Origin of the sequence: Amycolatopsis sp. WAC 04182 (assembly GCF_003947465.1) — a bacterium.
Classification (GTDB): Bacteria; Actinomycetota; Actinomycetes; order Mycobacteriales; family Pseudonocardiaceae; genus Amycolatopsis.
Genome location: NZ_QHJJ01000004.1, coordinates 775,348 through 797,977, shown reverse-complemented (window position 1 = coordinate 797,977; position 22,630 = coordinate 775,348). Strand labels below are relative to the sequence as shown.

Annotated in this window: 22 protein-coding genes; 14 read left to right on the top strand and 8 right to left on the bottom strand. The window is 68.7% G+C overall.

The window, feature by feature from the left end; translation table 11 throughout:
- Nucleotides 1-2 precede the first annotated feature (2 nt).
- A complete protein-coding gene (locus DMH01_RS24035; RefSeq protein ID WP_125679481.1) occupies nucleotides 3-950 on the top strand; it encodes an alpha-E domain-containing protein in 948 nt (315 codons plus the stop codon).
- The gene (locus tag DMH01_RS24030) at nucleotides 947-1,789 is read left to right on the top strand and encodes a transglutaminase family protein (RefSeq protein ID WP_125679480.1); all 843 of its coding nucleotides are present in this window, start codon (nucleotides 947-949) and stop codon (nucleotides 1,787-1,789) included. Before DMH01_RS24035 ends, DMH01_RS24030 begins: the two co-directional genes overlap by 4 nt.
- Here the strand turns inward: DMH01_RS24030 and DMH01_RS24025 are convergent.
- Both DMH01_RS24025 and DMH01_RS24020 read right to left on the bottom strand, forming a co-directional pair.
- A complete protein-coding gene (locus DMH01_RS24025) occupies nucleotides 1,786-2,790 on the bottom strand; it encodes an iron chelate uptake ABC transporter family permease subunit (protein WP_125679479.1) in 1,005 nt (334 codons plus the stop codon). The genes DMH01_RS24030 and DMH01_RS24025 overlap by 4 nt on opposite strands.
- Nucleotides 2,787-3,818 (bottom strand): iron ABC transporter permease, encoded by a 1,032-nt coding sequence (locus DMH01_RS24020; protein ID WP_233621648.1) that lies wholly within the window; start codon nucleotides 3,816-3,818, stop codon nucleotides 2,787-2,789. The genes DMH01_RS24025 and DMH01_RS24020 overlap by 4 nt, the downstream gene beginning before the upstream one ends.
- Nucleotides 3,819-3,884: 66 nt before the next feature.
- Between DMH01_RS24020 and DMH01_RS24015 the strand changes: the two genes are divergently transcribed.
- Nucleotides 3,885-4,883, top strand: a complete 999-nt coding sequence (locus DMH01_RS24015) for an ABC transporter substrate-binding protein (protein WP_125679478.1) — start codon at nucleotides 3,885-3,887, stop codon at nucleotides 4,881-4,883.
- A 159-nt stretch (nucleotides 4,884-5,042) separates the two neighbouring features.
- On the opposite strand, the gene DMH01_RS24010 is transcribed toward DMH01_RS24015, so the two are convergent.
- Nucleotides 5,043-5,900, bottom strand: coding sequence for an alpha/beta fold hydrolase (locus DMH01_RS24010; RefSeq protein ID WP_125679477.1), 858 nt, complete (start codon nucleotides 5,898-5,900; stop codon nucleotides 5,043-5,045).
- 84 nt (nucleotides 5,901-5,984) lie between these two features.
- Nucleotides 5,985-7,397, bottom strand: coding sequence for a M20/M25/M40 family metallo-hydrolase (locus DMH01_RS24005; protein ID WP_199745605.1), 1,413 nt, complete (start codon nucleotides 7,395-7,397; stop codon nucleotides 5,985-5,987).
- Nucleotides 7,398-7,770: 373 nt separating this feature from the next.
- Here DMH01_RS24005 and pdhA point away from each other — a divergent pair, with 373 nt between their 5' ends.
- The 7 genes from pdhA (at nucleotide 7,771) to DMH01_RS23970 (ending at nucleotide 15,047) form a co-directional block, all read left to right on the top strand.
- Complete coding sequence (gene pdhA, locus DMH01_RS24000) at nucleotides 7,771-8,976, top strand: pyruvate dehydrogenase (acetyl-transferring) E1 component subunit alpha (RefSeq protein ID WP_125679475.1); 1,206 nt, start codon at nucleotides 7,771-7,773, stop codon at nucleotides 8,974-8,976.
- A gap of 1 nt (nucleotide 8,977) precedes the next feature.
- On the top strand, nucleotides 8,978-9,970 hold the full coding sequence (locus DMH01_RS23995) for an alpha-ketoacid dehydrogenase subunit beta (protein WP_125679850.1): 993 nt from the start codon (nucleotides 8,978-8,980) through the stop codon (nucleotides 9,968-9,970).
- A gap of 16 nt (nucleotides 9,971-9,986) precedes the next feature.
- A complete protein-coding gene (locus DMH01_RS23990; protein WP_125679474.1) occupies nucleotides 9,987-11,318 on the top strand; it encodes a dihydrolipoamide acetyltransferase family protein in 1,332 nt (443 codons plus the stop codon).
- Between the two features lie 148 nt (nucleotides 11,319-11,466).
- On the top strand, nucleotides 11,467-12,036 hold the full coding sequence (locus DMH01_RS23985; protein WP_125679849.1) for a TetR/AcrR family transcriptional regulator: 570 nt from the start codon (nucleotides 11,467-11,469) through the stop codon (nucleotides 12,034-12,036).
- 23 nt (nucleotides 12,037-12,059) lie between these two features.
- Nucleotides 12,060-14,003: an ABC transporter ATP-binding protein gene (locus tag DMH01_RS23980; RefSeq protein ID WP_125679848.1), complete on the top strand. Its 1,944-nt coding sequence runs from the start codon at nucleotides 12,060-12,062 to the stop codon at nucleotides 14,001-14,003.
- Between the two features lie 2 nt (nucleotides 14,004-14,005).
- On the top strand, nucleotides 14,006-14,506 hold the full coding sequence (locus tag DMH01_RS23975) for a DNA topology modulation protein FlaR (RefSeq protein WP_125679473.1): 501 nt from the start codon (nucleotides 14,006-14,008) through the stop codon (nucleotides 14,504-14,506).
- A 58-nt stretch (nucleotides 14,507-14,564) separates the two neighbouring features.
- A complete protein-coding gene (locus DMH01_RS23970; RefSeq protein ID WP_125679472.1) occupies nucleotides 14,565-15,047 on the top strand; it encodes an FxsA family protein in 483 nt (160 codons plus the stop codon).
- Between the two features lie 69 nt (nucleotides 15,048-15,116).
- Here the strand turns inward: DMH01_RS23970 and DMH01_RS23965 are convergent, their stop codons facing one another.
- Together DMH01_RS23965 and DMH01_RS23960 are read right to left on the bottom strand one after the other, a co-directional pair.
- Nucleotides 15,117-15,764, bottom strand: a complete 648-nt coding sequence (locus DMH01_RS23965; protein ID WP_370323551.1) for an SCP2 sterol-binding domain-containing protein — start codon at nucleotides 15,762-15,764, stop codon at nucleotides 15,117-15,119.
- Nucleotides 15,765-15,793: 29 nt separating this feature from the next.
- Nucleotides 15,794-16,429 carry an SCP2 sterol-binding domain-containing protein gene (locus DMH01_RS23960; protein ID WP_125679471.1) on the bottom strand — a complete coding sequence of 212 codons (636 nt, stop codon included), beginning with the start codon at nucleotides 16,427-16,429 and terminating at the stop codon, nucleotides 15,794-15,796.
- 127 nt (nucleotides 16,430-16,556) lie between these two features.
- On the opposite strand from DMH01_RS23960, the gene DMH01_RS23955 reads away from it, so the two are divergent.
- The gene (locus DMH01_RS23955; RefSeq protein WP_125679470.1) at nucleotides 16,557-17,222 is read left to right on the top strand and encodes a TetR/AcrR family transcriptional regulator; all 666 of its coding nucleotides are present in this window, start codon (nucleotides 16,557-16,559) and stop codon (nucleotides 17,220-17,222) included.
- Here the strand turns inward: DMH01_RS23955 and DMH01_RS23950 are convergent.
- Nucleotides 17,205-18,050, bottom strand: a complete 846-nt coding sequence (locus tag DMH01_RS23950) for a MaoC/PaaZ C-terminal domain-containing protein (protein ID WP_125679469.1) — start codon at nucleotides 18,048-18,050, stop codon at nucleotides 17,205-17,207. The genes DMH01_RS23955 and DMH01_RS23950 overlap by 18 nt on opposite strands.
- A 2-nt stretch (nucleotides 18,051-18,052) precedes the next feature.
- A complete protein-coding gene (locus tag DMH01_RS23945) occupies nucleotides 18,053-19,387 on the bottom strand; it encodes a 3-oxoacyl-ACP reductase (RefSeq protein WP_125679468.1) in 1,335 nt (444 codons plus the stop codon).
- Nucleotides 19,388-19,480: 93 nt separating this feature from the next.
- On the opposite strand from DMH01_RS23945, the gene DMH01_RS23940 reads away from it, so the two are divergent.
- The 3 genes from DMH01_RS23940 to DMH01_RS23930 all read left to right on the top strand — a co-directional run bounded on the left by DMH01_RS23940 (nucleotide 19,481) and on the right by DMH01_RS23930 (nucleotide 22,593).
- Complete coding sequence (locus DMH01_RS23940; protein ID WP_125679467.1) at nucleotides 19,481-20,770, top strand: acetyl-CoA C-acetyltransferase; 1,290 nt, start codon at nucleotides 19,481-19,483, stop codon at nucleotides 20,768-20,770.
- A gap of 69 nt (nucleotides 20,771-20,839) precedes the next feature.
- A complete protein-coding gene (locus tag DMH01_RS23935) occupies nucleotides 20,840-21,793 on the top strand; it encodes an ATP-binding cassette domain-containing protein (RefSeq protein ID WP_125679466.1) in 954 nt (317 codons plus the stop codon).
- Nucleotides 21,790-22,593, top strand: a complete 804-nt coding sequence (locus DMH01_RS23930) for an ABC transporter permease (RefSeq protein ID WP_125679465.1) — start codon at nucleotides 21,790-21,792, stop codon at nucleotides 22,591-22,593. Before DMH01_RS23935 ends, DMH01_RS23930 begins: the two co-directional genes overlap by 4 nt.
- The last annotated feature ends 37 nt before the right edge of the window (nucleotides 22,594-22,630 follow it).

Below are 22,630 nucleotides of genomic sequence, written 5' to 3'. Positions count from 1 at the left end.
ATGTGCTCGCCCGCAACGCGGAATCGCTGTACTGGATCGGCCGGTACGTCGAACGCGCCGATGACACCTCCCGGATCCTCAACGTCTCCGTGCACCAGCTGCTCGAAGACGCCAGCGTCGACCCGGACCACGCGAGCCGCCAGCTGCTCGCCGTCCTCGGCATCTCGCCGGAGGGCATGGACACGCTCGACGTGTGGAAGCTGACCGAGCTGGTCGCCTACGCCAAGGACAATCCCGCGTCGATCGTCGGTTCGATCAACTCCGCCCGCGAGAACACGCGCGGCGCCCGCGAGGTCGTTTCGACCGAGCTGTGGGAATGCCTGAACGCGACGTGGAACGCGGTGCCGGACCGGCAGCGGTACGCGCGCCGCGCCGGCCCGCACGCCTTCCTGTCCTTTGTGGAGGAACGGGCGGCGATGTTCGCCGGGCTCGCGGATTCGACGATGAGCCGCGACGACGGCTGGCTGTTCATGGTGCTCGGCCGGTCGGTCGAACGCGCGGACATGGTGGTGCGGCTGCTGCTCTCGCGGGTCCAGGACAGCGCGTCGTCACCCGGCTGGATCACGGTGCTCCGTTCGGCGGGCGCGCAGGACACCTATCTGCGGACCTATCGCGGCGCGCTCGACGCCGGCCGGGTCGTGCAGTTCCTGTTGCGGGACACGCTCTTCCCGCGTTCGGTGTTCCACGCGCTGCGGCAGGCGGAGGAATGCCTGGAGCGGCTGGACCCCGGCGTCAACTCGCGTGCCAACGAGAAGTCCGAGGCGCTGCGGCAACTCGGCCGCGCGCGCAGCGAGCTGGAGTTCCTGCGGCCGTCGGATCTGCTGGAGGACCTGCCGAAACGGCTCGGCGCCCTGCAGACCTCGATCAAGGACATCGGCGACGCGGTTTCGGTGCAGTACTTCCATTCGTCGCCTTGGGTGGCCTGGAGCGGTGCGGAGGTTTCGCTGTGACCTGGCAGCTTCGGGTGGCCCACCGGACCGGATACCGGTACGCGACACCGGCCACGCAGTCGTACAACGAGGCACGCCTGACCCCGCGCTCCGACCGGCGGCAGACCACGGTCGTGAACCGCGTCGAGACGACGCCGGCGACCCGCGCCTACCGGTACACGGACTACTGGGGCACCGTCGTGACCTCGTTCGACCTTCACGCGCCGCACACCGAGTTCACCGTGCTCGCGACGTCGGTGGTCGAGACCGCCGACGAAGGCGAGCCGGTCCGCTCGGCGACGTGGAAGGACCTTCGGAGCGACACCGTCGTCGACCACCGCACCGAGTACCTGACGCCGACGCCGTACACGCCCCGCGATCCGGAGCTGACGAAGGTCGCGCGCGAACTGCGGAAGGGCCTCGAACCGGCGGAGGCCGTGCTCGCCGTCTGCGAATGGGTCAACAAGCAGCTCAAGTACCAGCCGGGGACGACCGGCGTGCACAGCACGGCGACCGACGCGTGGCGTGCGCGCGAAGGGGTCTGCCAGGACTTCGCGCATGTCACGCTGGTGATGCTGCGCGCGATCGGCGTCCCGGCGCGGTACGTCTCCGGGTACCTGCACACGAAACCGGAGGCGAAGCTCGGCGAGACGGTCGAAGGTGAAAGCCATGCCTGGGTCGACGTCTGGACCGGCGGCTGGTGGGCCTACGACCCGACGAACGCGATCCCGGTCGGGCCGCGGCACGTCTGGGTCGCGTACGGCCGCGACTACGCCGACGTGCCGCCGCTCAAGGGGATCTTCACCGGCGGCGGTCAGTCCACTTTGGACGTATCGGTGCAGCTGACCCGGCTGACCTAAGCCCTGCGCCTGAGCAACAGCCAGAGCAGGTACGCGCCGCCGAGGGCCGCCGCGACGACGCCCGCGGGCAGCAGCGAGGACGCCAGCAGACGCTGGCCGAGGTAGTCCGCCGCGACGACCAGCGTCGCCCCGACGAACGCCGACGCGAGCAGGTTGGGCCCTGGCAGGCGAGTCATCCGGCGCGCCAGCTGGGGCGCCGCGAGCGCGATGAACGGGAGCGGCCCGGTCGCCGCGGTGGCGGCGGCGACCAGCGCGACCGCGACCAGCACCAGGGTCAGCCGCACCCGGTGGACGTCGACGCCGATACCGGTGGCGGTGTCGTCGCCCATCTCCAGCATGCGCAGCGCGCGGCCGTGCGCGAACACGATCGGGACGAACACGGCCATCGCGACCGCAAGCGGCACGAAGTAGCTCCAGTCGCGGCCGGAGAGGTCACCGACCAGCCAGCCGACAGCCTGCGCGGCGGCTTCGAGGTTCGCCTTCACCAGCAGGTACGAGTTCACGCCGACCAGCACCGCGCTGACCGCGATTCCGAGCAGCACCAGCCGTGAACTCAGCAGGCCGTGCGGCGCGCACAACGCCATCACGACCAGCGCGGTCAGCAGACCGCCTCCCAGCGCACCGAGTGAGACGAGGCCAGGGCCGGAGCCGAAGAGCAGCAGGGTCACGATGCCGCCGGTCGCCGAACCGGTGGTGAAGCCGATGATGTCCGGGCTGCCGAGCGGGTTCCGGGTGATCGTCTGGAAGATCGCCCCGGCCAGCGCCAGCGCGGCGCCGACGAGGATCGCGACCAGCACGCGCGGAAGCCGTCCCATGACGACCAGGTACTGCGCCTTCGTCCCTTGGCCCGCCAGGGTCGCGAGCACCTCGCCGGGGCTCATCTCGTAGTCGCCCGTGCCGACCGAAAGCACGACGAGCGCCAGGACCACCAGGGCCAGCGCGGCGACGACGACCAGCGATCGTCTGTCCAAACGGGACTCGCGACGCACGAGCGCGGTCATCGGCGCACCGCCTTGAGCCGTCGGGCCACGATCACGAACGCGATCCCGCCGACGACGTCGGTCATCACGCCGACCTGGATCTCCCCCGGCGAACCGAGCAGACGGCCGAGGACGTCGCAGCCGAGCAGCAGTACCGGTCCGAGCAGCGCCGAAAGCAGCATCACCCAGCGTTCGTCCTGGCCGATCAGCGTCCGGACGACATGGGGGATCATCAGGCCGACGAAGGCGATCGGCCCGCAGGCCGCGGTCGCCGACGCCGAAAGCAGCCCGACGGCGACCATCCCGGCGACGCGGACGAGCGCCGGATTCGCGCCGAGACCTCGGGCCGTGTCCTCGCCCAGCGCCAGCGCGTTCAGCGCGCGGGCCAGCACGATCGCGATGACCACGCCGGCGACGAAGAACGGCAGCAGCACGGTCAGCTGGTCGGCGTTCCGATTGACCAGCGAACCCACCAGCCAGAACCGCATGGCCTGCAGGTTGTGCGTGTTGACCATCTGCATGCCCTGGTTGATCCCGACGAACACCGCCTGGACCGCGACCCCCGCCAGCACCAGCCGCAGCGGGCTCGTGGCGCCGCGCGTCCCGCCGATCACCGAGACCAGCGCGGTTCCCGCGAGCGCTCCGGCGAAGGCGAACCAGACGTACTCGCCGGGCGAAGTCACCGAGAACACCGCGGAGCCGAGGACGATCGCGACGGCGGCGCCGTGGTTGATGCCGAGCAGACCGGGTTCCGCGACCGGGTTACGGGTGATCGCCTGCATGAGCGAACCCGCCAGCGCGAGCGCCATCCCGACCAGGACGCCGAGCACCGTGCGGGGCAGGCGGTCGTCGCGGACGACGACGTCGTTGTAGTTGCCGTCGTAGGCGAAGAGGGCGTGCAGCACTTCGCCGAGGGAGAGGCGGTTCGAGCCGAAGCCGATCGACAGCAGGATGACCGCGGCGAGCGCTACGAGCGACCCCGCCAGGACCAGCGTTCGCACGGAAACGCTGGTCCTCGGTGATCTGACGCGCTCCGTGACCTGGACCATGGCGTTCACGATAAGGGAAGGCTAGCCTAACGCCGAACTTCGGTCCCTCGGTGAAAGAAGATCTCCATGCACCTCTCCCGACGCGGCTTCCTCGCCGGTACCGCGGCGCTCGGCGCCACCGGCCTCCTGACCGCTTGCGGCTATCAGGAAGAGACGCCGTCTCAGGGCGCAGGAGCGACCTGGTCCTTCACTGACGACCGTGGCCGCAAACTCGAAGGCGAGCGGCCGACCCGGATCGTCGCGCAGGTGACCGCCGCGGCCGCGCTGTGGGACCTCGGCGTGAAGTCGATCGGGATCTTCGGCCCGTCGAAGTTCGCCGACGGCAAACCGGATCCGCAGGCGGGCGGCGTCGACCTGAACGCGGTGACCTCGCTGGGGAACGTCTACAACGAGTTCAACTTCGACAAGTTCGTCTCGCTGAACCCCCAGCTGCTGGTCAGCGTGATGTACCTGAAGGACCAGATGTGGTACGTCCCGGACACGCAGACGGAGAAGATCGACAAGGCCGCGCCGAGTGTCGGCGTCCGGCTGCAGGGGCTCGCGATGCCAGAGGGGATCGCGAAGTTCATCGCGCTGGCGAAGGCACTCGGGGCCGACACGGAGACTCCGGCGATCCAGGCCGCGAAGGCGGAGTACGAGAAGGCCGACGCCGCGCTCGGTGACGCGATCAAGAAGGCATCCGGCCTGAAGGTCCTCCTGATCTCCGCGCAGAAGGACACCGTCTACATCGCGAATCCGCCGTCGTTCGCGACGTCGAGGCACTACCAGAACAAGGGCATGAACTTCGTCCTCCCCGAGGCTCCGGACCCGAGCCAGGGCGGTTACTACCAGCAGATCAGCTGGGAGAACATCGGCAAGTACACCGCCGACGTCATCATGTACGACAACCGCGGCGGTTCGCTCTCGCTCGGCCCGGACGGGCTCGGCGGCGTGCCGACCTGGGCCCAGTTGCCCGCGGTGAAGGCCGGGAAGTTGATCCCCTGGAACAACGAGACACCGTTCTCGTATCAGCGCTTCACGCCGCAGCTGACGGAACTGGCCGCGGCGCTGAACAAGTTCGCCTAGGCCGTGTCCTGCAAGTCTGTTCGATGGGCTTCGTGATCCAGGTGGTTCCTGACGGTGCGGGCGGGTCGGCCTCGTACCGGGTCGTACTCGGCCGAGCCCGCCCGTGCCGTCAGGGGCCGCCTGGGCGCGGAGACCGCGAACAGACTTGCAGGACACGGCCTAGCCCAGGAACTCCCGTAGCGCCGCCGCGAGGTCGGCCGGGTTGTCCTCGGCCATGTGGTGCCCGGACTCGATGGCGAAGCCGCGGACGTCGTCGGCCCATTCGCGCCACACCGCGATCGGGTCGCCGTACAGCTCGGCCATGTCGTCGCGGCTCGACCACAGCATGAGCATCGGGCAGCCGAGTTTCCGCCCGGCCGCCTTGTCTGCGTCGTCGGCTTCGCGGTCGGGCCCGAGGCCGGCGCGGTAGTCCTCGAGCATCGCGTGGACCGTCTCGGGATCGTGGATCGCGCGCAGGAAGTCGGCGTGGTTCTCCGCGCCCATCGCCTCGGGATCGCCGCCGTACCAGGCGTCCGGGTCGGCGTTGATCACGCGCTCGGCGGGTTTGGCGAGCTGGCCGAAGAAGAACCAGTGCCACCATTTCCGCGCGAAGTCCGCGTCGGCGCGGGCGAGGGCCTCGCCGATCGGCACGCCGTCGAGGACGACCAGCTTGGTGACGGCCTCGGGATGGTCCATGGCCAGCCGGTGCGCCACGTAGCTGCCGCGATCGTGCCCGGCCACGGCGAACCGCTCGTGGCCGAGGTGCCGCATGAGCGCGACGATATGCCTGGCCATCTCCCGTTTCGAGTGCGCGGAGTGGTCTTCGGTGGTCTCGGGTTTCGAGGATTGGCCGTAGCCGGGAAGGTCCGGGCAGACGACGCTGAACGCGTCCGTCAGCTTCGGCGCGACGGCGTGCCAGGTGGTGTGGGTGCGGGGATGCCCGTGCAGGAGAAGGACGGGCGGACCCGATCCGCCGTGGCGGACCCTGAACGTCACTTCGCCCGTGTCGACGTTTTCGAGCTCGAAGCCTTCGAACACGTTCCTCCCGGGGCCGCAATGAAGGGGCCTTTCATGGCAAATTTTGCTATGAAAGGCCCCTTCATTGCAGCGTGAGCGGGGAAATCAGCTCCGCGCGTGCGCGTCCAGGATGTGCGCGACCGCCTCGGTGACCCGCTGCGCGAAATCGATGTTCAGCCACTCGTCCGGCACGTGGATGTTCGAGTCCGGCCCGCAGGCGCCGGTGACCACGAACTGCGCGTCCGGGTACTTCTCGCCGAGCAGCCCCATGAACGGGATCGACCCGCCCATGCCGTAGCTCTTGTGCGGCGCGCCGAAGACCTCGCCGCTCACGCGGTGCAGGGCCTCGTCGAGCCACGGCGCGGTGTCCGGCGCGTTCCAGCCGTTCTCGGCCTGGAAATCGCCGAGCTCGACCGAAGCGTCGTACGGCACGTCAGTGGTGAGCACGCGGCGGACCGCCTCCATCGCGGCCTGCGCGTTGGCGGTCGGCGGCAGGCGGAAGCTCAGGGTGAGCGTGGTGCTGTCGCGCAGCACGTTGCCCGCTTCGGCCGGGACCGGGAAGCCCTCCGCGCCGATCACCGAGAGCGTCGGCCGCCACGAGTTGTTGAGCAGCAGTTCCAGGTCGTCGTCGGACACCGTCCGGCCGACCACGGGGAAGAGCGTCTTCGCCGCACCGGGCGCGATCTCGACGACGCCACGCGCCTCGTCGACGCGGTTCTCCGGGATGTCGACGCTCAGCTCGGCGAGCTTGATCTCGCCGGTTTCGGCGTTCTCGATCCGGTCGAGGAGGGCACGCAGGACGCGGAACGAGCTCGCCACGATGCCGCTGGCCATGCCGGAGTGCTGCGCGGACTCGAGCACCTTCACGGTGACGTTGACGTGCAGCATGCCGCGCAGGCTGGTGGTCAGCCACAGGCGCTGGTAGTCGGTGCCGCCGGCGTCGAGGCAGACGACCAGCGAGACCTCGCCGAGCTTCTCCTTCAGGTGCTCGACGTAGGCGGGCAGGTCCGGGCTGCCGGACTCCTCACCGGTCTCCAGCAGCACGACCGCGCGGGAGTGCTCGCCACCGGCGGCGCGCACGGCCTCGATCGCCGTCGTCGCCGCGTAGCCGGAGTAGCCGTCGTCGACCGCGCCGCGGCCGTACAGCCGCCCGTCGCGGATCACCGGCGTCCACGGGTCGAGCCCCTCGGACCAGCCGCCGACCGGGGGCTGCTTGTCGAGGTGCCCGTACATGAGCACGGTGCCCTTTTCGGCCGCTTCGGACGTCGCCGGGATGTCGACGACCAGCAGCGGGCTGCGGCCTTCGAGCTCCACGACCTCGAGCGTCGCGCCGGGGATCCCCCGCGCGGCGATCCAGGAGCGGACGTGCTCGACGGCGGCGGCCAGATGACCGGTCTTCGCCCACTCGGAGTCGAACGCCGGGGACAAGGCGGGGATCGCCACCAGGCCGGACAGGCTGGGAAGGACGTCGTTCGTCCAGTTCGAAACCACGGTTTCGCGTACGGATTTGTGCTCCACGTCCGCCATCCTGCCACGGGTCGCGGAGGGTGTGATGGATCACAACGGCGGGCACGGATCGTCATCGATCAAGCCGGACAGGACACCCGTCCGGACGAGTCGTCCGCTGGTCGGCCCGCGGGTGAATTCCCTACTTTCGGCGGCCCCACACTCGGGCTTCCTAGCATTTTCCCTGATCAGGCACCCTTTCTCAGCAACAAATCAGCATCCGCCACTGACCAAAACGGCGTCCGGCATGCCAGGATGTCCGCACGAACCGTCAACGCCGACGGTGACCCAGCGCTTCAGATCCGACGCGCTGGTCCCCGCCGGCGCAGTCACTGTGGCCGCCACAAGTGGCCGCCAGAGGCGCCGACATCAAGGAGAGCAGCGCATGCCGTCCGAACACTGGACGCACCCGGAGCCTGGAGATGGTCCCGCCGCCGTATCGGCGCAGCCTTCCCCCGAACAGGTGATCGCCGGTTTGCGAGCAACGAGCGAAGGTGGCGCTGAGCTGACTCAGCTGCTCACCCCCGAAGGCGAACGGATCTCTTCGCCGCAATTCGACCGCTACGTCGACGACATCGACGCCGAAGCCCTCAAGGGCCTCTATCGCGACATGGTCCTGGTCCGCCGCGCGGACCGCGAGGCCAACGCGATGCAGCGCCAGGGCCAGCTCGGCATCTGGGTGCCGCTGCTCGGGCAGGAGGCCGCGCAGATCGGCTCCGGCCGCGCGCTGCGGAAGGGGGACATGGCGTTCCCCAGCTACCGCGAACACGGTGTCGCGTACACCCGCGGCGTCGACCTCAAAGAGGTGCTCGGCATCTTCCGCTGCACCGACCACAGCGGCTGGGACTACAAGGCCCACGGCTTCCACCCGTACACCATCGTGATCGGCAACCAGGTGCTCAACGCCGCCGGTTACGCGATGGGCCAGAAGTTCGAAGGCAAGGTCGGCGACGACGACAGCGAAGCGACCATCTGTTACTTCGGTGACGGAGCGACTTCGCAGGGCGACGTGCACGAAGGCTTCGTCTGGGCCGCCGTCTACGACGCGCCGCTCGTGTTCTTCTGCCAGAACAACCAGTGGGCGATCTCGGAGCCCACCGAACGCCAGTCGCGCCTGCCGCTGTACCAGCGCGCCCGCGGCTACGGCTTCCCCGGCATCCGCGTGGACGGCAACGACGTCCTCGCCTGCCTCGCGGTCTCCCGCTGGGCGCTCGAGGAATGCCGCCACGGCAACGGCCCGGTGCTGATCGAGGCGTTCACCTACCGGATGGACGCGCACACCACCACCGACGACCCCACCCGCTACCGGCTCTCCGACGAGCTGGAGGAGTGGAAGCTGAAGGACCCGATCGAGCGCGTCCGGGCGTACCTCGCCCGCGGCGGCGGCGCCGATCAGGCGTTCTTCGACCAGGTGCAGGCCGATTCGGACGCGTTCGCGGCCGAGCTGCGCGAGTACTGCTTCAACATGCCCGAACCGCCACCCGAGCGGATCTTCTCCAACGTGTACGCGGAATCCACGCCGCTGCTGGACGCGCAGCGCGAAGAGTTCCTGGCCTACATGGACGGTTTCGTCGGGGCGGGTGAGCACTGAAATGGCCGACCTCCAGAAACTCACCATCGGCAAGGCGATCAACCTCGGCCTCCGGCGCGCCATGGAAGAGGACCCGAAGGTCCTGGTCATGGGGGAGGACGTCGGCAAGCTCGGCGGCGTCTTCCGCATCACCGACGGCCTGCAGAAGGACTTCGGTGAGCAGCGCGTCCTGGACACGCCGCTGGCCGAATCGGGCATTATCGGCACCGCGGTCGGCCTCGCCGTCCGCGGTTTCCGCCCGGTGTGCGAGATCCAGTTCGAGGGCTTCATCTTCCCTGGCTTCGACCAGATCTCCAGCCAGGTCGCGAAGCTGCACTACCGGACCCAGGGCAAGATCAAGATGCCCATCGTGATCCGGGTGCCGTTCGGCGGCGGTATCGGCGCGGTCGAGCACCACTCGGAGTCGCCGGAGTCGCTGTTCGCGCACATCCCCGGGCTCAAGGTCGTGTCGGTTTCGAACGCCGTCGACGCCTATTGGGGTATCCAGCAGGCGATCAAGTCCGACGACCCGATCCTGTTCTTCGAACCGAAGAAGCTGTACCACTCGGGCGCTTTGAAGGCCGAGATCGACACCGACGCCACACCGGACGAGCTGTTCAAGTCCCGCGTCGTCCGCGAAGGCACCACGGCCACCGTCGTCGCGTACGGCCCGTCGGTGAAGGTCGCGCTCGACGCGGCGGCCGCCGCCGAGGACGAGGGCAAGTCCCTGGAGGTCATCGACCTGCGGACGCTGTCCCCGCTCGACCTGGAGCCGGTGTTCGAGTCGGTGCGCAAGACCGGGCGGCTCATCGCGCTGAGCGAGGCGCCGTCGGAGTCGTCGCTGACTTCGGAGATCGCCGCGCGCGTGCAGCAGGAGTGCTTCTACTCGCTGGAAGCCCCCGTGCTGCGGGTGACCGGATTCGACACGCCGTACCCGCCCGCCAAGCTCGAGGAGCACTACCTCCCCGACCTGGACCGGGTACTGCACACCGTCGACCGTTCACTCGCCTGGTAAGGGGGAAGTTCCTGAAATGCCCGAGTACAAACAATTCCCCCTCGCCGACACGGCCGAAGGGCTGACCGAGGCCGACATCATCGCCTGGCAGGTCAAGCCGGGTGACAAGGTCACGGTCAACCAGATCGTGGTCGAGGTCGAGACCGCGAAGGCCGCCGTCGAACTGCCCATCCCGTGGGCCGGCGTCGTCACCGAACTGCTCGTCGAACCGGGCCAGACGGTGGAGGTCGGCGCGCCGATCCTCACCATCGACGTCGACCCGGACGGCAAGGCTGCCCCGGCCCCCACCGCCGCGCCCGTGGCGGAGGAGCCGGCGGAAGAGGAGATGAAGCCGCTGGTCGGCTACGGCTCCAAGGCCGTCGTCACGCAGCGGCGGGCGCGCAAGGGCGCGGCTCCGGCCGCTCCGGCCGCCGCGCCGGTGGCTGTGGCGCCCCAGCCTGTGACGGCTCCGAAGCCGAAGGGCGGGTACGTGCCGCTGGCGAAGCCGCCGGTGCGCAAACTCGCCAAGGACCTCGGCGTCGACCTGCACGCGCTCACCGGCACCGCCGAGGGCGGCGTCATCACCCGTGACGACGTGCAGGCGGCCGCCAACGGTTCCGCGGCACCGGCCGCTGTGCCGTCCAGTGTGGACAGTGGCTACGACCCCGCGACGCGCGAACGCCGGGTGCCGATCAAGGGCGTCCGCAAGGCCACCGCCGCCGCGATGGTGCAGAGCGCCTACACCGCACCGCACGTCACGGAATTCCTCACCATCGACGTCACGCCGATGATGGAGTTCCGGGAGAAGCTCAAGAAGTCGCGCGAGTTCGCCGGGGTCAAGGTCACCCCGCTGACCTTCGCGGCGAAGGCCGTCTGCCTGGCGGCCAAGCGCACTCCGGACGTCAACGCGGTGTGGGACGAGGCGGCACAGGAGATCGTCTACAAGGACTACGTGCACCTCGGGATCGCCGCGGCCACCCCGCGCGGGCTCGTCGTGCCCAAGGTCCGTGACGCGGATTCGATGTCCCTCAAGGAACTCGCGATCGCGCTCACCGAGCTGACCGACGTCGCCCGCGAAGGCAAGACCACCCCGGCGGCCATGCTCGGCGGCACGATCACCATCACCAACGTCGGCGTCTTCGGCGTCGACACCGGCACGCCGATCATCAATCCCGGCGAGTCCGCGATCCTGTGCCTCGGCGCGATCAAGGACACCCCGTGGGTGGTCGACGGCGAGATCAAGGTGCGCAAGGTGCTCCAGCTTTCGCTGAGCTTCGACCACCGCGTGGTCGACGGGCAGCAGGGTTCGGAGTTCCTGGCCGACGTCGGCGCTCTGCTGGCCGACCCCGCGGTCGCGATCACCTACTGACCCAAAGTCCGTGAAGGCCTCCTTCCTTACCCTGAGAGTAGGGAAGGAGGCCTTCACGGACCCCTGCCTTAATCGCTTGACGGAGTGAGCGCTCACTCCGCAGACTGGACGCATGACAGAAACCGCCTCCCGGCGGCGAGCGCCGGGAATGAGTGCCGACGAGCGGCGCCGGATGATCGTCCAGTCCGTGCTGCCCTTGCTGGTGGAGCATGGCGCCGGTGTCACGTCGAGCCAGATCGCGCGCGCCGCGGGCATCGGCGAGGGCACGGTCTTCCGCGTGTTCAAAGACAAGGACGAACTGTTCGCCACCTGCTTCGCCGAAGCGCTGAAACCCGACCAGGTACTCGACGCGATCGCGGTCATCGACCTCGACCAGCCCCTCGACGACAGGCTCATCGAAGCGGCCGACGCGCTCAGCGCGCACCTTCAGCGCATGGGCGCGCTCATGGCGGTCATGCACGGCTCCGGCAAGCGGCCGGAGCATCGCCACGGCGACCGCAGGGACCGGCGGAAGGAGTCGATGAGCGCCATGCGCGACGCCATGGCCGAGCTGTTCGAACCGGAGAAGGACCGGCTCCGCCTGCCGCCGACGCAGTCCGCGGCGCTCTTCCTGTCGTTGCTGTTCAGCGGCCGGATCCGGTTCAGCGAAACCGGTGACGAACCCACCACGATGGAGCTCGTCGACGTGTTCCTCAACGGCGCCTTGGCGGCCGCGTGATCGGCCCGCCCGGTGGGGGAGGCCTGGAACTGTTCATGGCGCGCGGCGGCAGGCGACGCCGTCCGCCGTCGACGGTGCCCGACAGCGGGCTGACCGGCCCGGTCGACATCCCGGAGCCCGAACCCGAAGCCCTCCCGAAAGACCTGAAGTCCCGGCTCAACCGCATGTGGGTCAACATCGCGGGCACGGTCCGCGGCCTGCCGAAGGTCGCGAAGCTGACCTGGCAGGCGAGCCCGCCGCTGACCATCGTGATCACCCTGGTGACGCTGCTTTCCGGTCTCCTCCCGACGGCGACCGCGTACGTCGCGAAGCTGCTGATCGACTCGGTGGTCGCGGCGATCCAGGGACACGGGACGAAGAGCGCGATCGTCGGTGTCGCCCTCTTCCAGTTCGGCATCCTCGTGCTCACCGCGATTTCGCAGGCGTTGACCACCTACGGCCAATCCCTGCTGCAGGAACGGATGACGCTGACCATCCGCCACCAGGTGATGGACCACGCCAGCAAGCTGCACCTCTCGTACTTCGAGGGTTCCGCGTCCTACGACATGCTGCGCCAGGCCGCGCAGGAGGCGCCGACGCGGCCGCTGTCGATGATGAACTCGGCGCTGGGCCTGATCCGGACGCTGATCACCTTCAGCAGCATGATCGCGCTGCTCGTCTCGATCAGCCCGCTGCTGGCGCTCGTCGCGCTCGTGGCGCCGATCCCCGCGTTCATCTCGCAGTCGAAGTACGGCGCCCGCGCGTTCTGGCTGACGGTGATGATGTCCCCGCTGAAACGGCGGATGGACTATCTGTCCTCTTTGGTCACCACGGACACGTATGCCAAGGAGACCAAGCTGTTCGGGCTCGGCCCGTACTTCGTCGACCGGTTCCAGCGGCTCGGCCAGGTCTTCTACGACCGTCAGCGCACCCTGACCCGCAAACGCAGCGTCAGCTCGACGTCGTGGGGCTTGCTCAGCACCGCCGCCGGGTCCGCGATCGCGTTGTACATCGCGTTGGAGGCCGTCGGCGGAAGGCTCACGCTCGGCGACCTCGCGCTGTACACGGCCGCCGCGGCGTCGGTGCAGACGTCCGTCCAAGGGTTGTTCACCGCGTTTTCCGGGATGTACGAGAACAATCTCTACCTGGACACGCTGTATCGCTTCCTCGGGACGAAACCGGAGATCGTCGCGCCACCGGAGCCGCGCCCTCTTCCGTCCACAGTGGAGGGACATATCCAGTTCGAAGAAGTGTCCTTCACCTATCCCGGGGCGGCCGACCCCGCCCTCGACGGCGTGAGCTTCGAAATCCGGCCGGGTGAGACGGTCGCCGTCGTCGGCCGCAACGGCGCCGGGAAGTCGACCCTGTTCAAACTGCTGTGCCGGCTGTACGACCCGACGGGCGGGCGGATCCTGCTCGACGACGTCGACATCCGCGAGTACGACCCGGTGGAACTGCGGCGGCGGATCAGCGCGATGTTCCAGGACTACGTGACGTATCAGGGCACCGCGGCCGAGAACATCGGGCTCGGCGACCTGACGCATCTCGTCGACCGCGAACGGATCGAGACCTCGGCGAAACGGGCCGGCGCCGACGAGCGGATCGAGCGCCTGCCCAGCGGCTACGACACCCCGCTCGGGCGCTGGTTCGACCAGGGCGTCAGCCTGTCCGGCGGTGAATGGCAGAAGATCGCGCTGTCCAGGGCGTTCCTGCGGGAAGCGCCGATCCTGATCCTCGACGAACCGACGTCCGCGCTGGACGCGCAGGCCGAGCACGACCTCTTCTCAAGGCTGCGGGAGCTTTCGGAGGGGCGCACGACGCTGTACATCTCGCACCGGTTCTCCACCGTCCGGCAGGCGGAGCGGATTCTCTTGCTGGAGCACGGAAAGGTCGCCGAATACGGGACACACGACGAGCTGATGGCGGCGAAGGCGGGCTATGCCGAGCTGTTCACGTTGCAGGCCGCCGCGTATCTCGACGAGGCCTGACGTTGCGCCGGATCATGGTCGTCGGGTGCAGTGGCGCCGGGAAGTCGACGTTCGCGCGACGGCTCGGCGCCGCGCTCGGGCTGCCGGTCATCCATCTCGACCGGCTCTACTGGCGGCCGGGGTGGACACCGGCGCCGGACGCCGAGTTCCATGCCGCGCAGGAGGAGGTCATCGCGTCCGATGACTGGGTGATCGACGGGAACTACGGAGCGTCGATGCATCTGCGGCTCCCGCGAGCGGACACAATCATCTTCCTCGACCTCCCGCGCCGCATCTGCCTCCGGCGGGTGCTGATGCGGTCTCTGCGCGAGTACGGGCAGGACAAGCAGGCACCCGGCTGCCCCGAAAGGCTGGACCTGGAGTTCTACTCCTACGTCTGGCGCTGGCCGAAGCACCACCGGGAACGGACGGTGCGGCGGCTGGCGGAACAGGGCGCGCACGCGCGGCGGATCGTGCTGACCAGGCCGCGTGAGGCGGAGGAGTTCCTGCGCCGGATCGGTTGACCCAGGTCACCGTATCGGGGGTTGGGAGCAAAACGGGCAAGCCGTACGTTGTCCCAGTATGGCTGTCGCGTTCCTGCTCTATGTCGTCGCCGAGATCGCCGCCGTGTGGGCGGTGGGCTCGGCCGTTGGCGTCCTCGGCACGATCGCGCTGCTCTTCGCCGGCGCGTTCGTCGGCTCCTGGCTCGCGCGCCGCGAAGGCGGCCGCGCCTTCCGCGCGTTCGCCGAGTCCGCGCGCCTCGGCCGACCGGCCGACGCAGAGAAGGAACTCACCGACGGGATGCTGATCGGGCTCGGCGGTCTGCTGATCCTGCTGCCCGGTTTCGTCAGCGACGTCATCGGCCTGCTGTTCATCCTGCCGCCGACACGGAGTGTCGCGCGCAAGGTCTGGCGGAAGCGGATGGCGCGCCGGGCGGTCAAGTTCGCCAACCGCACGCGCGGGCCGGTGATGGTCGTGGACAGCGAGGTCGTCGTGGACACGCCGCCCGCGGAGACCGCCAAGAAGCAGCCGCCGGTGATCGAGGGCCGCATCGTCGAAGGCTGAAGGACGCTTTCACCGCATCGCACGCGACGAAAGCGTCCTTCACCGCGTCGTATGCGGCGAAGGACGCTTTCAGCCCACGCTCGGCTTCGGGATGTCGAAGTACCCGCTGAACCGCACCGCCGGCGCGTACTCGCCCTTCACCTTCACCTTGCCCGTCACGAACATCGCCGCCACCGCCGCGTTGCCGGTGGCCATCCGGATGAAGTCGTCGACGGACAGCGTGATGGTGGTGTCCGGAGTACGCGCGAGATCGGTGCTGGAAACGCAGACGCCGTCTTCGATGACCGTTTGAAAGCGATCGAAACCGTCTTCTCCGCCACCGTCGGTGAAACGCCACGCGACGACGAAGTCGACATGTCGCGCGCGTTCGGGAACGAAATGGTCCGACATTCTGCGGAAAATCTCGTCGAGGAAAGCCGAACGCAGTTCCGGATGATCGGCGATGGCCTTGAGTTGCTCCCGCGACGCGCGTTGCACGACGTCGACGAGCACCTCGGTCTCCAGTGAGCTCAGCTCGATGCCTGCGCCGGTTTCGCCCAGCATGTGCAGGGTTTCCAGCACCTGGGTGAACTGCTCGGGGCTCAGGTTGGTGAGCTCGAGTTTCTCCGCGAAGGCGTTGACGACGTGCTCGCCGCCGGTGCGCGTTTTGTGCGGCCTCGACGGATGGGAAAGGCGTACCTTGTCCCGCCAGCGCCGGTTCGGAGGATTTCGGGGCACGGCACGGAAGTGTATCTGCTCGGCCGGGTTCAGGACGGTTTCGGCAGGTCGAAGAAACCGATCAGACCGGCCGCGAATGCCAGGTCACCTTTTACTTTGATCTTTCCGGTGACGAATAGCACAGCGGGTGTCGCCTGATGGGTGATGAGCCGGAAGAAATCGACGGGCGCGATCGTGATCGTCACCCTCGGTTTCTCCCTCATGTCCCGATCCACCGTGCACTCGCCGTGCGAGATCACCGTCTCGTAGCGGTCGTACCCGCCGTCGCCGGTGCCGCCGGACAGCCGCCAGTGCACCACCGCGTGCAGCGTCCTCGCGCGGTCCTGCCGGATGTGGGCGCCCATGCGGTCGAAGATCTCGCGCAGCACGCGCTCCCGGAGCGGCCGTTCGGCGACGACGCTCTCGAGTTGCGTACGCGAGGCGCGCGCGACGAGGTTCGCGAAGCGGGCCGGGTCGACCTTGCGGAGGTCGAACGCGGGCGCGGACTCGGCGAGCCGTCCGAGCGCGGCCAGCAGCCTGCGGACGTCGTCCTTGCCGAGGTCCTTCGGGTCGATGGCGCCCGCGACCTCGTTGACGTCGAGAGAGTGCGCTTCGGCGGAATCCGGCTCGATCCGCTCCAGCGCGTCGACCAGCGCGCGGCCGGTCAGCCCCACGATCTCGGTCATCTTCCCTCCAGTTCCACCTACCCGAGCGTAAGGCTACCCGCGAGTAGGTAGGCGGGCAAGCGTGCCGAAATCACCCTTGCCGGTGGTAGCCCGGTAGCGTCTTACGCGAACTAAGGGGAGGTCCTGAGTGTCCGAGGAAGTACCGCGTCCCGCCGAACGCGCCAAAAGGCTGCCGAGAGCGGTGCGGGAACGCCAGATCCTGGACGCAGCGGTCTCGGTGTTCTCGCGCTACGGCTATCACTCCGCGTCGATGGACGAGATCTCCGAGGTCGCCGGCGTCTCCAAGCCGATGATCTACACCTACCTCGGGTCCAAGGAAGATCTCTTCGGCGCCTGCATCCGCCGCGAAGCCACCCGCCTGCTGGAGGCGGTGCAGGCCGGGATCAAACCCGATCTGCCGCCCGACATGCAGCTTTGGCACGGGCTCCGCGCGTTCTACCGGTTCGTCGCCGACTACCGCGAGTCCTGGACGGTGCTGCACCGCCAGGCCATGACCGTCGGCGGCACCTTCGCCGCGGAGATCACCGACATGCGCACCCGCGCGATCGAGCTGGTCGCCGCGCTGGTCGTCTCCGCGGGCACCCGCAAGGGCCTCGGCGAGCAGGCCGAGTTCTCCGGCGCCGGGCTGTCCGCCGCGCTGGTCGGGGCGGCCGAGTCGCTGGCCGACTGGGCCCTCGACCACCCCGACGTCTCCGACGGCGTGCTCGCCTCGTGGCTGATGAACCTGGTGTGGCTCGGGTTCAACGACCTCGTCGAAGGCGAGATCTGGAAGCCGTCAGAGAGCGACGACTGAGCCCTCCAGGTGCGGCTTCGGCTTGCGCGCGTTCCAGAGTTCGAAGGCCCAGCCCCCGCCTTCACTCCAGGTCGTGAACGCCGCCTTCGCCGGCAACAGCACCGGCTGCTTGAACTTGACGTCGACGGTGAACGCCTCCGGCAGCCTGCCTTCGAACGCCGCGAGCGCGTGCGCCTTCGTCCACATGCCGTGCGCGATCGCGGCCGGGAAGCCGAACGCCTTCGCGGTGATCGGGTGCAGGTGGATCGGGTTGCGGTCGCCGGAGACCTCGGCGTAGCGGCGGCCGATGTCGCCGGGCACGTGCCAGATCGCGTTGGCCGCCGGCTGGGCGAGCTGACCGCGCGCGGTCTTCTCGCCGCTGCCGCCGCCGCGGCGCAGGTAGGTGCTGACGTCCGTCCACACAGGACTGTCGTTGACCAGCAGCTCGCTGACGACGTCGAACTGCTTTCCCTTCTCGTGCGGGCGCAGATCCTCGGCGCGCACGCGCAGGGTGAACGACTCGTCGAGCCGCAGCTGCCGGTGCTGGATGATCCGGTTCGCGACGTGCACCATGCCCAGCAACGGGAACGGGAAGTCGGCCTCGGTCATCAGCGCCATCTGCAGCGGGAACGCGAGGATGTGCGGATACGTCGCCGGGAGCACGTCGTCCAGCCGGAATCCGCACACCTGGTTGTACGCGGCGAGGTGCGCCGGGTCGACGACGACGCCCTCGCGGACGAACTCGGTGCCCGGCAGCGTGTTCCCGCCGCTCTTGCGCAGCGAGCCGAGCAACGCCTTGGGGTACAGCGAAGACAGGCTCGGCGACTCGTGGAGTTCCTTGACGGCCATGCTCACGCTCCCAGCAGTGCCTGGCCGCAGACGCGGACCACGTTGCCGTTGACCGCGGCCGAAGCCGGGTTCGCGTACCAGGCGATCGTCTCGGCGACGTCGACCGGGAGCCCGCCCTGGCCGAGGCTGGACAGCCGCCGCCCGGCCTCGCGGATGAACAGCGGGACGGCGGCGGTCATCTTGGTCTCGATGAAACCGGGCGCGACGGCGTTGATCGTGCCGCCGTACTCGGCGAGCTTCGGCGCGCCGTCGTTCACCATGCCGATGACGCCTGCCTTGCTGGTGGCGTAGTTGGTCTGGCCGACGTTGCCGGCGATCCCGGCGATCGAGGAGACGCCGATGATGCGGCCGTTCTCGTGCAGCACCTTGTCGGCCACGAGCTTCTCGTTCACCGCGAGCTGCGAGGCGAGGTTGACCGCGATGACGGAGTCCCAGCCGCCTTCGGTCATGTTGCCGAGCGTCTTGTCGCGGGTGATGCCCGCGTTGTGCACGACGATGTCGACGCCGCCGTGGCGCGAGGTCAGGTACTCGGCGAGCTTCTCCGGCGCGTCGGCGGCGGTGATGTCCAGCTGCAGCGACGAGCCGCCGACCTTGTTGGCCACCTTGGACAGGTCCGCGCCCTGCGCGGGGATGTCGAGCGCGACGACGTGGGCGCCGTCGCGGCCCAGCACCTCGGCGATGGCGGCGCCGATACCGCGGGAAGCGCCGGTGACCAGGGCGACCTTGCCTTCGAGGGGCTTCGTCCAGTCGGCCGGGGCGGAGGCGGTCTTGGTCTCGGTGCCGACGCGGATGACCTGGGCGTCGACGAAGGCGGACTTCGCCGACAGCAGGAAACGGAGCGTGGACTCAGTGGCCTCTTCGGCGCCTTCGGCGACGTACACGAGCTGAGCGGTCGCGCCGCGCTTCAGCTCTTTACCGACGGAGCGCACGAAGCCTTCGAGGGCACGCTGCGCGATCCGCTCGTGCCCTTCGACCAGCTCCGGCGGCGTTCCGAGGACGACGACGCGACCCGACGGCCCGACGCTCCGGATCACCGGGTGGAAGAAGGAGTAGACCTCGCGAAGCTGCTTCGGGTCCTTCACGCCTGTCGCGTCGAAGACGAGCGCGGCGTGCTTGTCGGCGGCCGCCGAGAGGACCTCGATGCCCGCGCGGTGCAGTTGCGCCTCGATCACCTTTTCGAGGCGACCGCCCGGCGCGGCGCCCAGAAGTGCGGGACCCTCGAGAGGGGGCTGACCGGGCTTGTACCGGCGGAGCGTCGCGGGATTCGGCAGGCCGAGCTTCGGCACCACGAACTTCCCCACCGGGGATTTCGTGAACTGCTGGTACCTGTCAGCCATCGCTTGCCTCCCGTGCAGTTTGCGTCACGTCGCATTCTAACCTACTCGCTAGTAGGTTACAGTGTGAGAGAGCCTACGGAGGAGTGGAAAAAAATGGCCACGAAAAGGACGGCACCCGTGCGCAAGGTCGCGATCATCGGCGGTAACCGGATCCCCTTCGCCCGCTCGAACGGCCCGTACGCGAAGGCGTCGAACCAGGACATGTTCACGGCCGCCCTCGACGGCCTGGTCAGCCGCTTCTCCCTGCAGGACGAGGTGATCGGCGAGGTCGCCGCCGGCGCCGTGCTCAAGCACGCCCGCGACTTCAACCTCGCCCGCGAAAGCGTCCTCGGCAGCAGGCTGAACCCCGCCACCCCGGCCTCCGACGTGCAGATGGCCTGCGGCACCGGCCTCCAGGCGATCATCAACGTCGCCAACAAGATCGCCCTCGGCCAGATCGACTCGGCCATCGCGGGCGGCGTCGACACCACATCCGACGCGCCGCTGGCGGTCAACGACGACCTGCGTCAGATCCTCGTGCAGCTCAACGCCGCGAAGACACTCCCCGAACGGCTGAAGCTGGCCGCGAAGCTGCGTCCCGGCCACATCGTCCCCGAGATCCCGCGCAACTCCGAGCCGCGCACCGGCCTCTCCATGGGCGAGCACGCCGCGCTGACCGCGAAGGTCTGGGAGATCACGCGCGAGGCGCAGGACGAACTCGCCGCGACCAGCCACCAGCGCCTCGGCGCCGCGTACGACAAGGGTTTCTTCGACGACCTGGTGACGCCGTACCTGAAGCTGGCGCGCGACCAGAACCTGCGGCCGGACTCCAGCGTCGAGAAGCTCGCGAAGCTGAAGCCCGCCTTCGGTGGTCCTGACGGCACGATGACCGCGGGCAACTCGACGCCGCTGTCCGACGGCGCGTCCACGGTCCTGCTCGCGACCGAGCAGTGGGCGAAGGCGCGGAAACTGCCGGTGCTGGCGTACCTGACGTTCTCGCAGACCGCGGCCGTCGACTACGTCCACGGTGACGAAGGCCTGCTGATGGCGCCCGCGTACGCCGTCCCGCAGATGCTCACGCGTGCCGGGCTCACCTTGCAGGACTTCGACTTCTACGAGATCCACGAGGCCTTCGCGTCGCAGGTGCTCGCCACCCTCAAGGCGTGGGAGGACCCGCAGTTCGCGAAGTCGAAGCTGGGCCTCGACGAGCCGCTCGGCTCCATCGATCGGGCGAAGCTGAACGTCAACGGTTCTTCGCTCGCGGCCGGGCACCCGTTCGCGGCGACCGGCGGCCGCATCGTCGCCACGCTCGCGAAGCTGTTGAACGAGAAGGGATCCGGCCGCGGACTCATCTCGATCTGCGCCGCGGGCGGCCAGGGCGTCACCGCGATCCTCGAAAAGTAACCGTTCGCCGGGAGCGGATCGGGGAAAAACCCGGGTGCCTTTGTCGGTGCCCGGGTCTAGCGTGTGCGCATGTTCGCAGTTCAGGCGAAAGCGCTGGTCAAGACCTATGGGTCCACACGGGCGCTCGACGGGGTCGACCTGTCGATCCCGAAGGGCAAGGTGCTGGGCCTCCTGGGGCCGAACGGTGCCGGGAAGACGACGACGGTCCGCATCCTGACCACGCTGCTCCGCCCGGATTCGGGTGAGGCGGAGGTGGCCGGGCACGACGTGCTGGCCCACCCCGACGCCGTCCGGCGGTCGATCGGGCTCTCCGGGCAGTACGCCGCCGTGGACGAGAACCTCACCGGGTTCGAGAACCTGTACATGGTCGGCAGGCTGTACGGGAGCAAGAAGGCCGCGGCGAAATCCCGGGCGCGTGAGCTGCTCGCGCGGTTCCGCCTGGAGGACGCGGCGGACCGCCCCGCCAAGACGTACTCCGGCGGCATGCGGCGACGGCTCGACCTCGCGGGGGCGCTGGTCGCCGAGCCGACCGTGGTGATCCTCGACGAACCGACCACCGGGCTCGACCCGCGCGGCCGGATCGACACCTGGGAGGTCATCAAGGAGCTGGTCGCCGACGGCACCACGGTGCTGCTGACCACGCAGTACCTGGAGGAGGCCGATCAGCTCGCCGACTCGATCGTGGTGATCGACAAGGGGAAGGTCATCGCGCGCGGCACCGCCGACGAGCTCAAGCAGGAGATCGGCGGCGAGCGGCTCGAACTGGTCGTGGCGAACACAAGCGATCTCGCGATCACCACGCAGGTGCTGACCGAGGTCGGCTCGGGCACGCCGTCGGTCGACGAGCACACCCGCAAGGTCGACGTCCTGGTCGAGGGCGGGCCGAAGGCGTTGATCGAGGCACTGCGGCGGCTGGACGGCCACGGCGTCGCCATTCAGGACGTCGCGCTGCACCGGCCGACGCTCGACGACGTCTTCCTTTCGCTGACAGGACACGCCACGGACGAGGGGGAGAAGAAGTGAGCGCGGTCGCGAAGGCCTTTTCCGACGGTGGCGTGATCACCTGGCGGAACCTGAAGAACGTCCAGCGCAACCCGGACTGGCTGATGGCGGCGACCCTGCAGCCGATCATGTTCGTGCTGCTGTTCGCGTACGTCTTCGGCGACGCGATCGGCGGCGAGGCGGGCGGGCTCGCGTACCGGGAGTTCCTGATCGCGGGCATCTTCGCGCAGACGGTCGCGTTCAACTCGGCGTTCACTGTGATCGGGTTCGCGAACGACCTGCAGAAGGGCATCATCGACCGGTTCCGTTCCCTGCCGATCTCCCGCCTCGCGGTGATCTTCGGCCGGACGACGTCCGACCTGGTGATCAGCGTGGTCGCGCTGATCGTCATGTCGCTGTGCGGGCTGCTCGTCGGCTGGCGGATCCGCGGCAGCTTCCTCGACGCGGTACTCGGCTACCTCGTGATGCTGATGTTCGCCTGGGCGCTGTCCTGGGTCGGCGCGTGGATCGGGCTCGTCGCGCGCAGCGTCGAGGTCGCGCAGAGCGCCGGGCTGATGTGGATGTTCCCGCTGAGCTTCATCTCGACGGCGTTCGTCCCGGCGGACAAGCTGCCGGGAGTGCTGAAGGCCATCGCCGACTGGAACCCGTTCACCGCGGTGATCAACTCGGCCCGTGACCTGTTCGGGAACCGCTTCGGCGCGGCGCCGACGGGCTGGCCTGCCGAGAACGCTTCGCTGTACGCGATCCTGTGCTGCGTCGCCATCATCGCGATCTTCGCGCCGCTCGCGACGGCCCAGTACAAGAAGGTGGCGAGCCGCTAGAAAAAACTTCTATGCAGCTGAAACATTTTTCTGAACG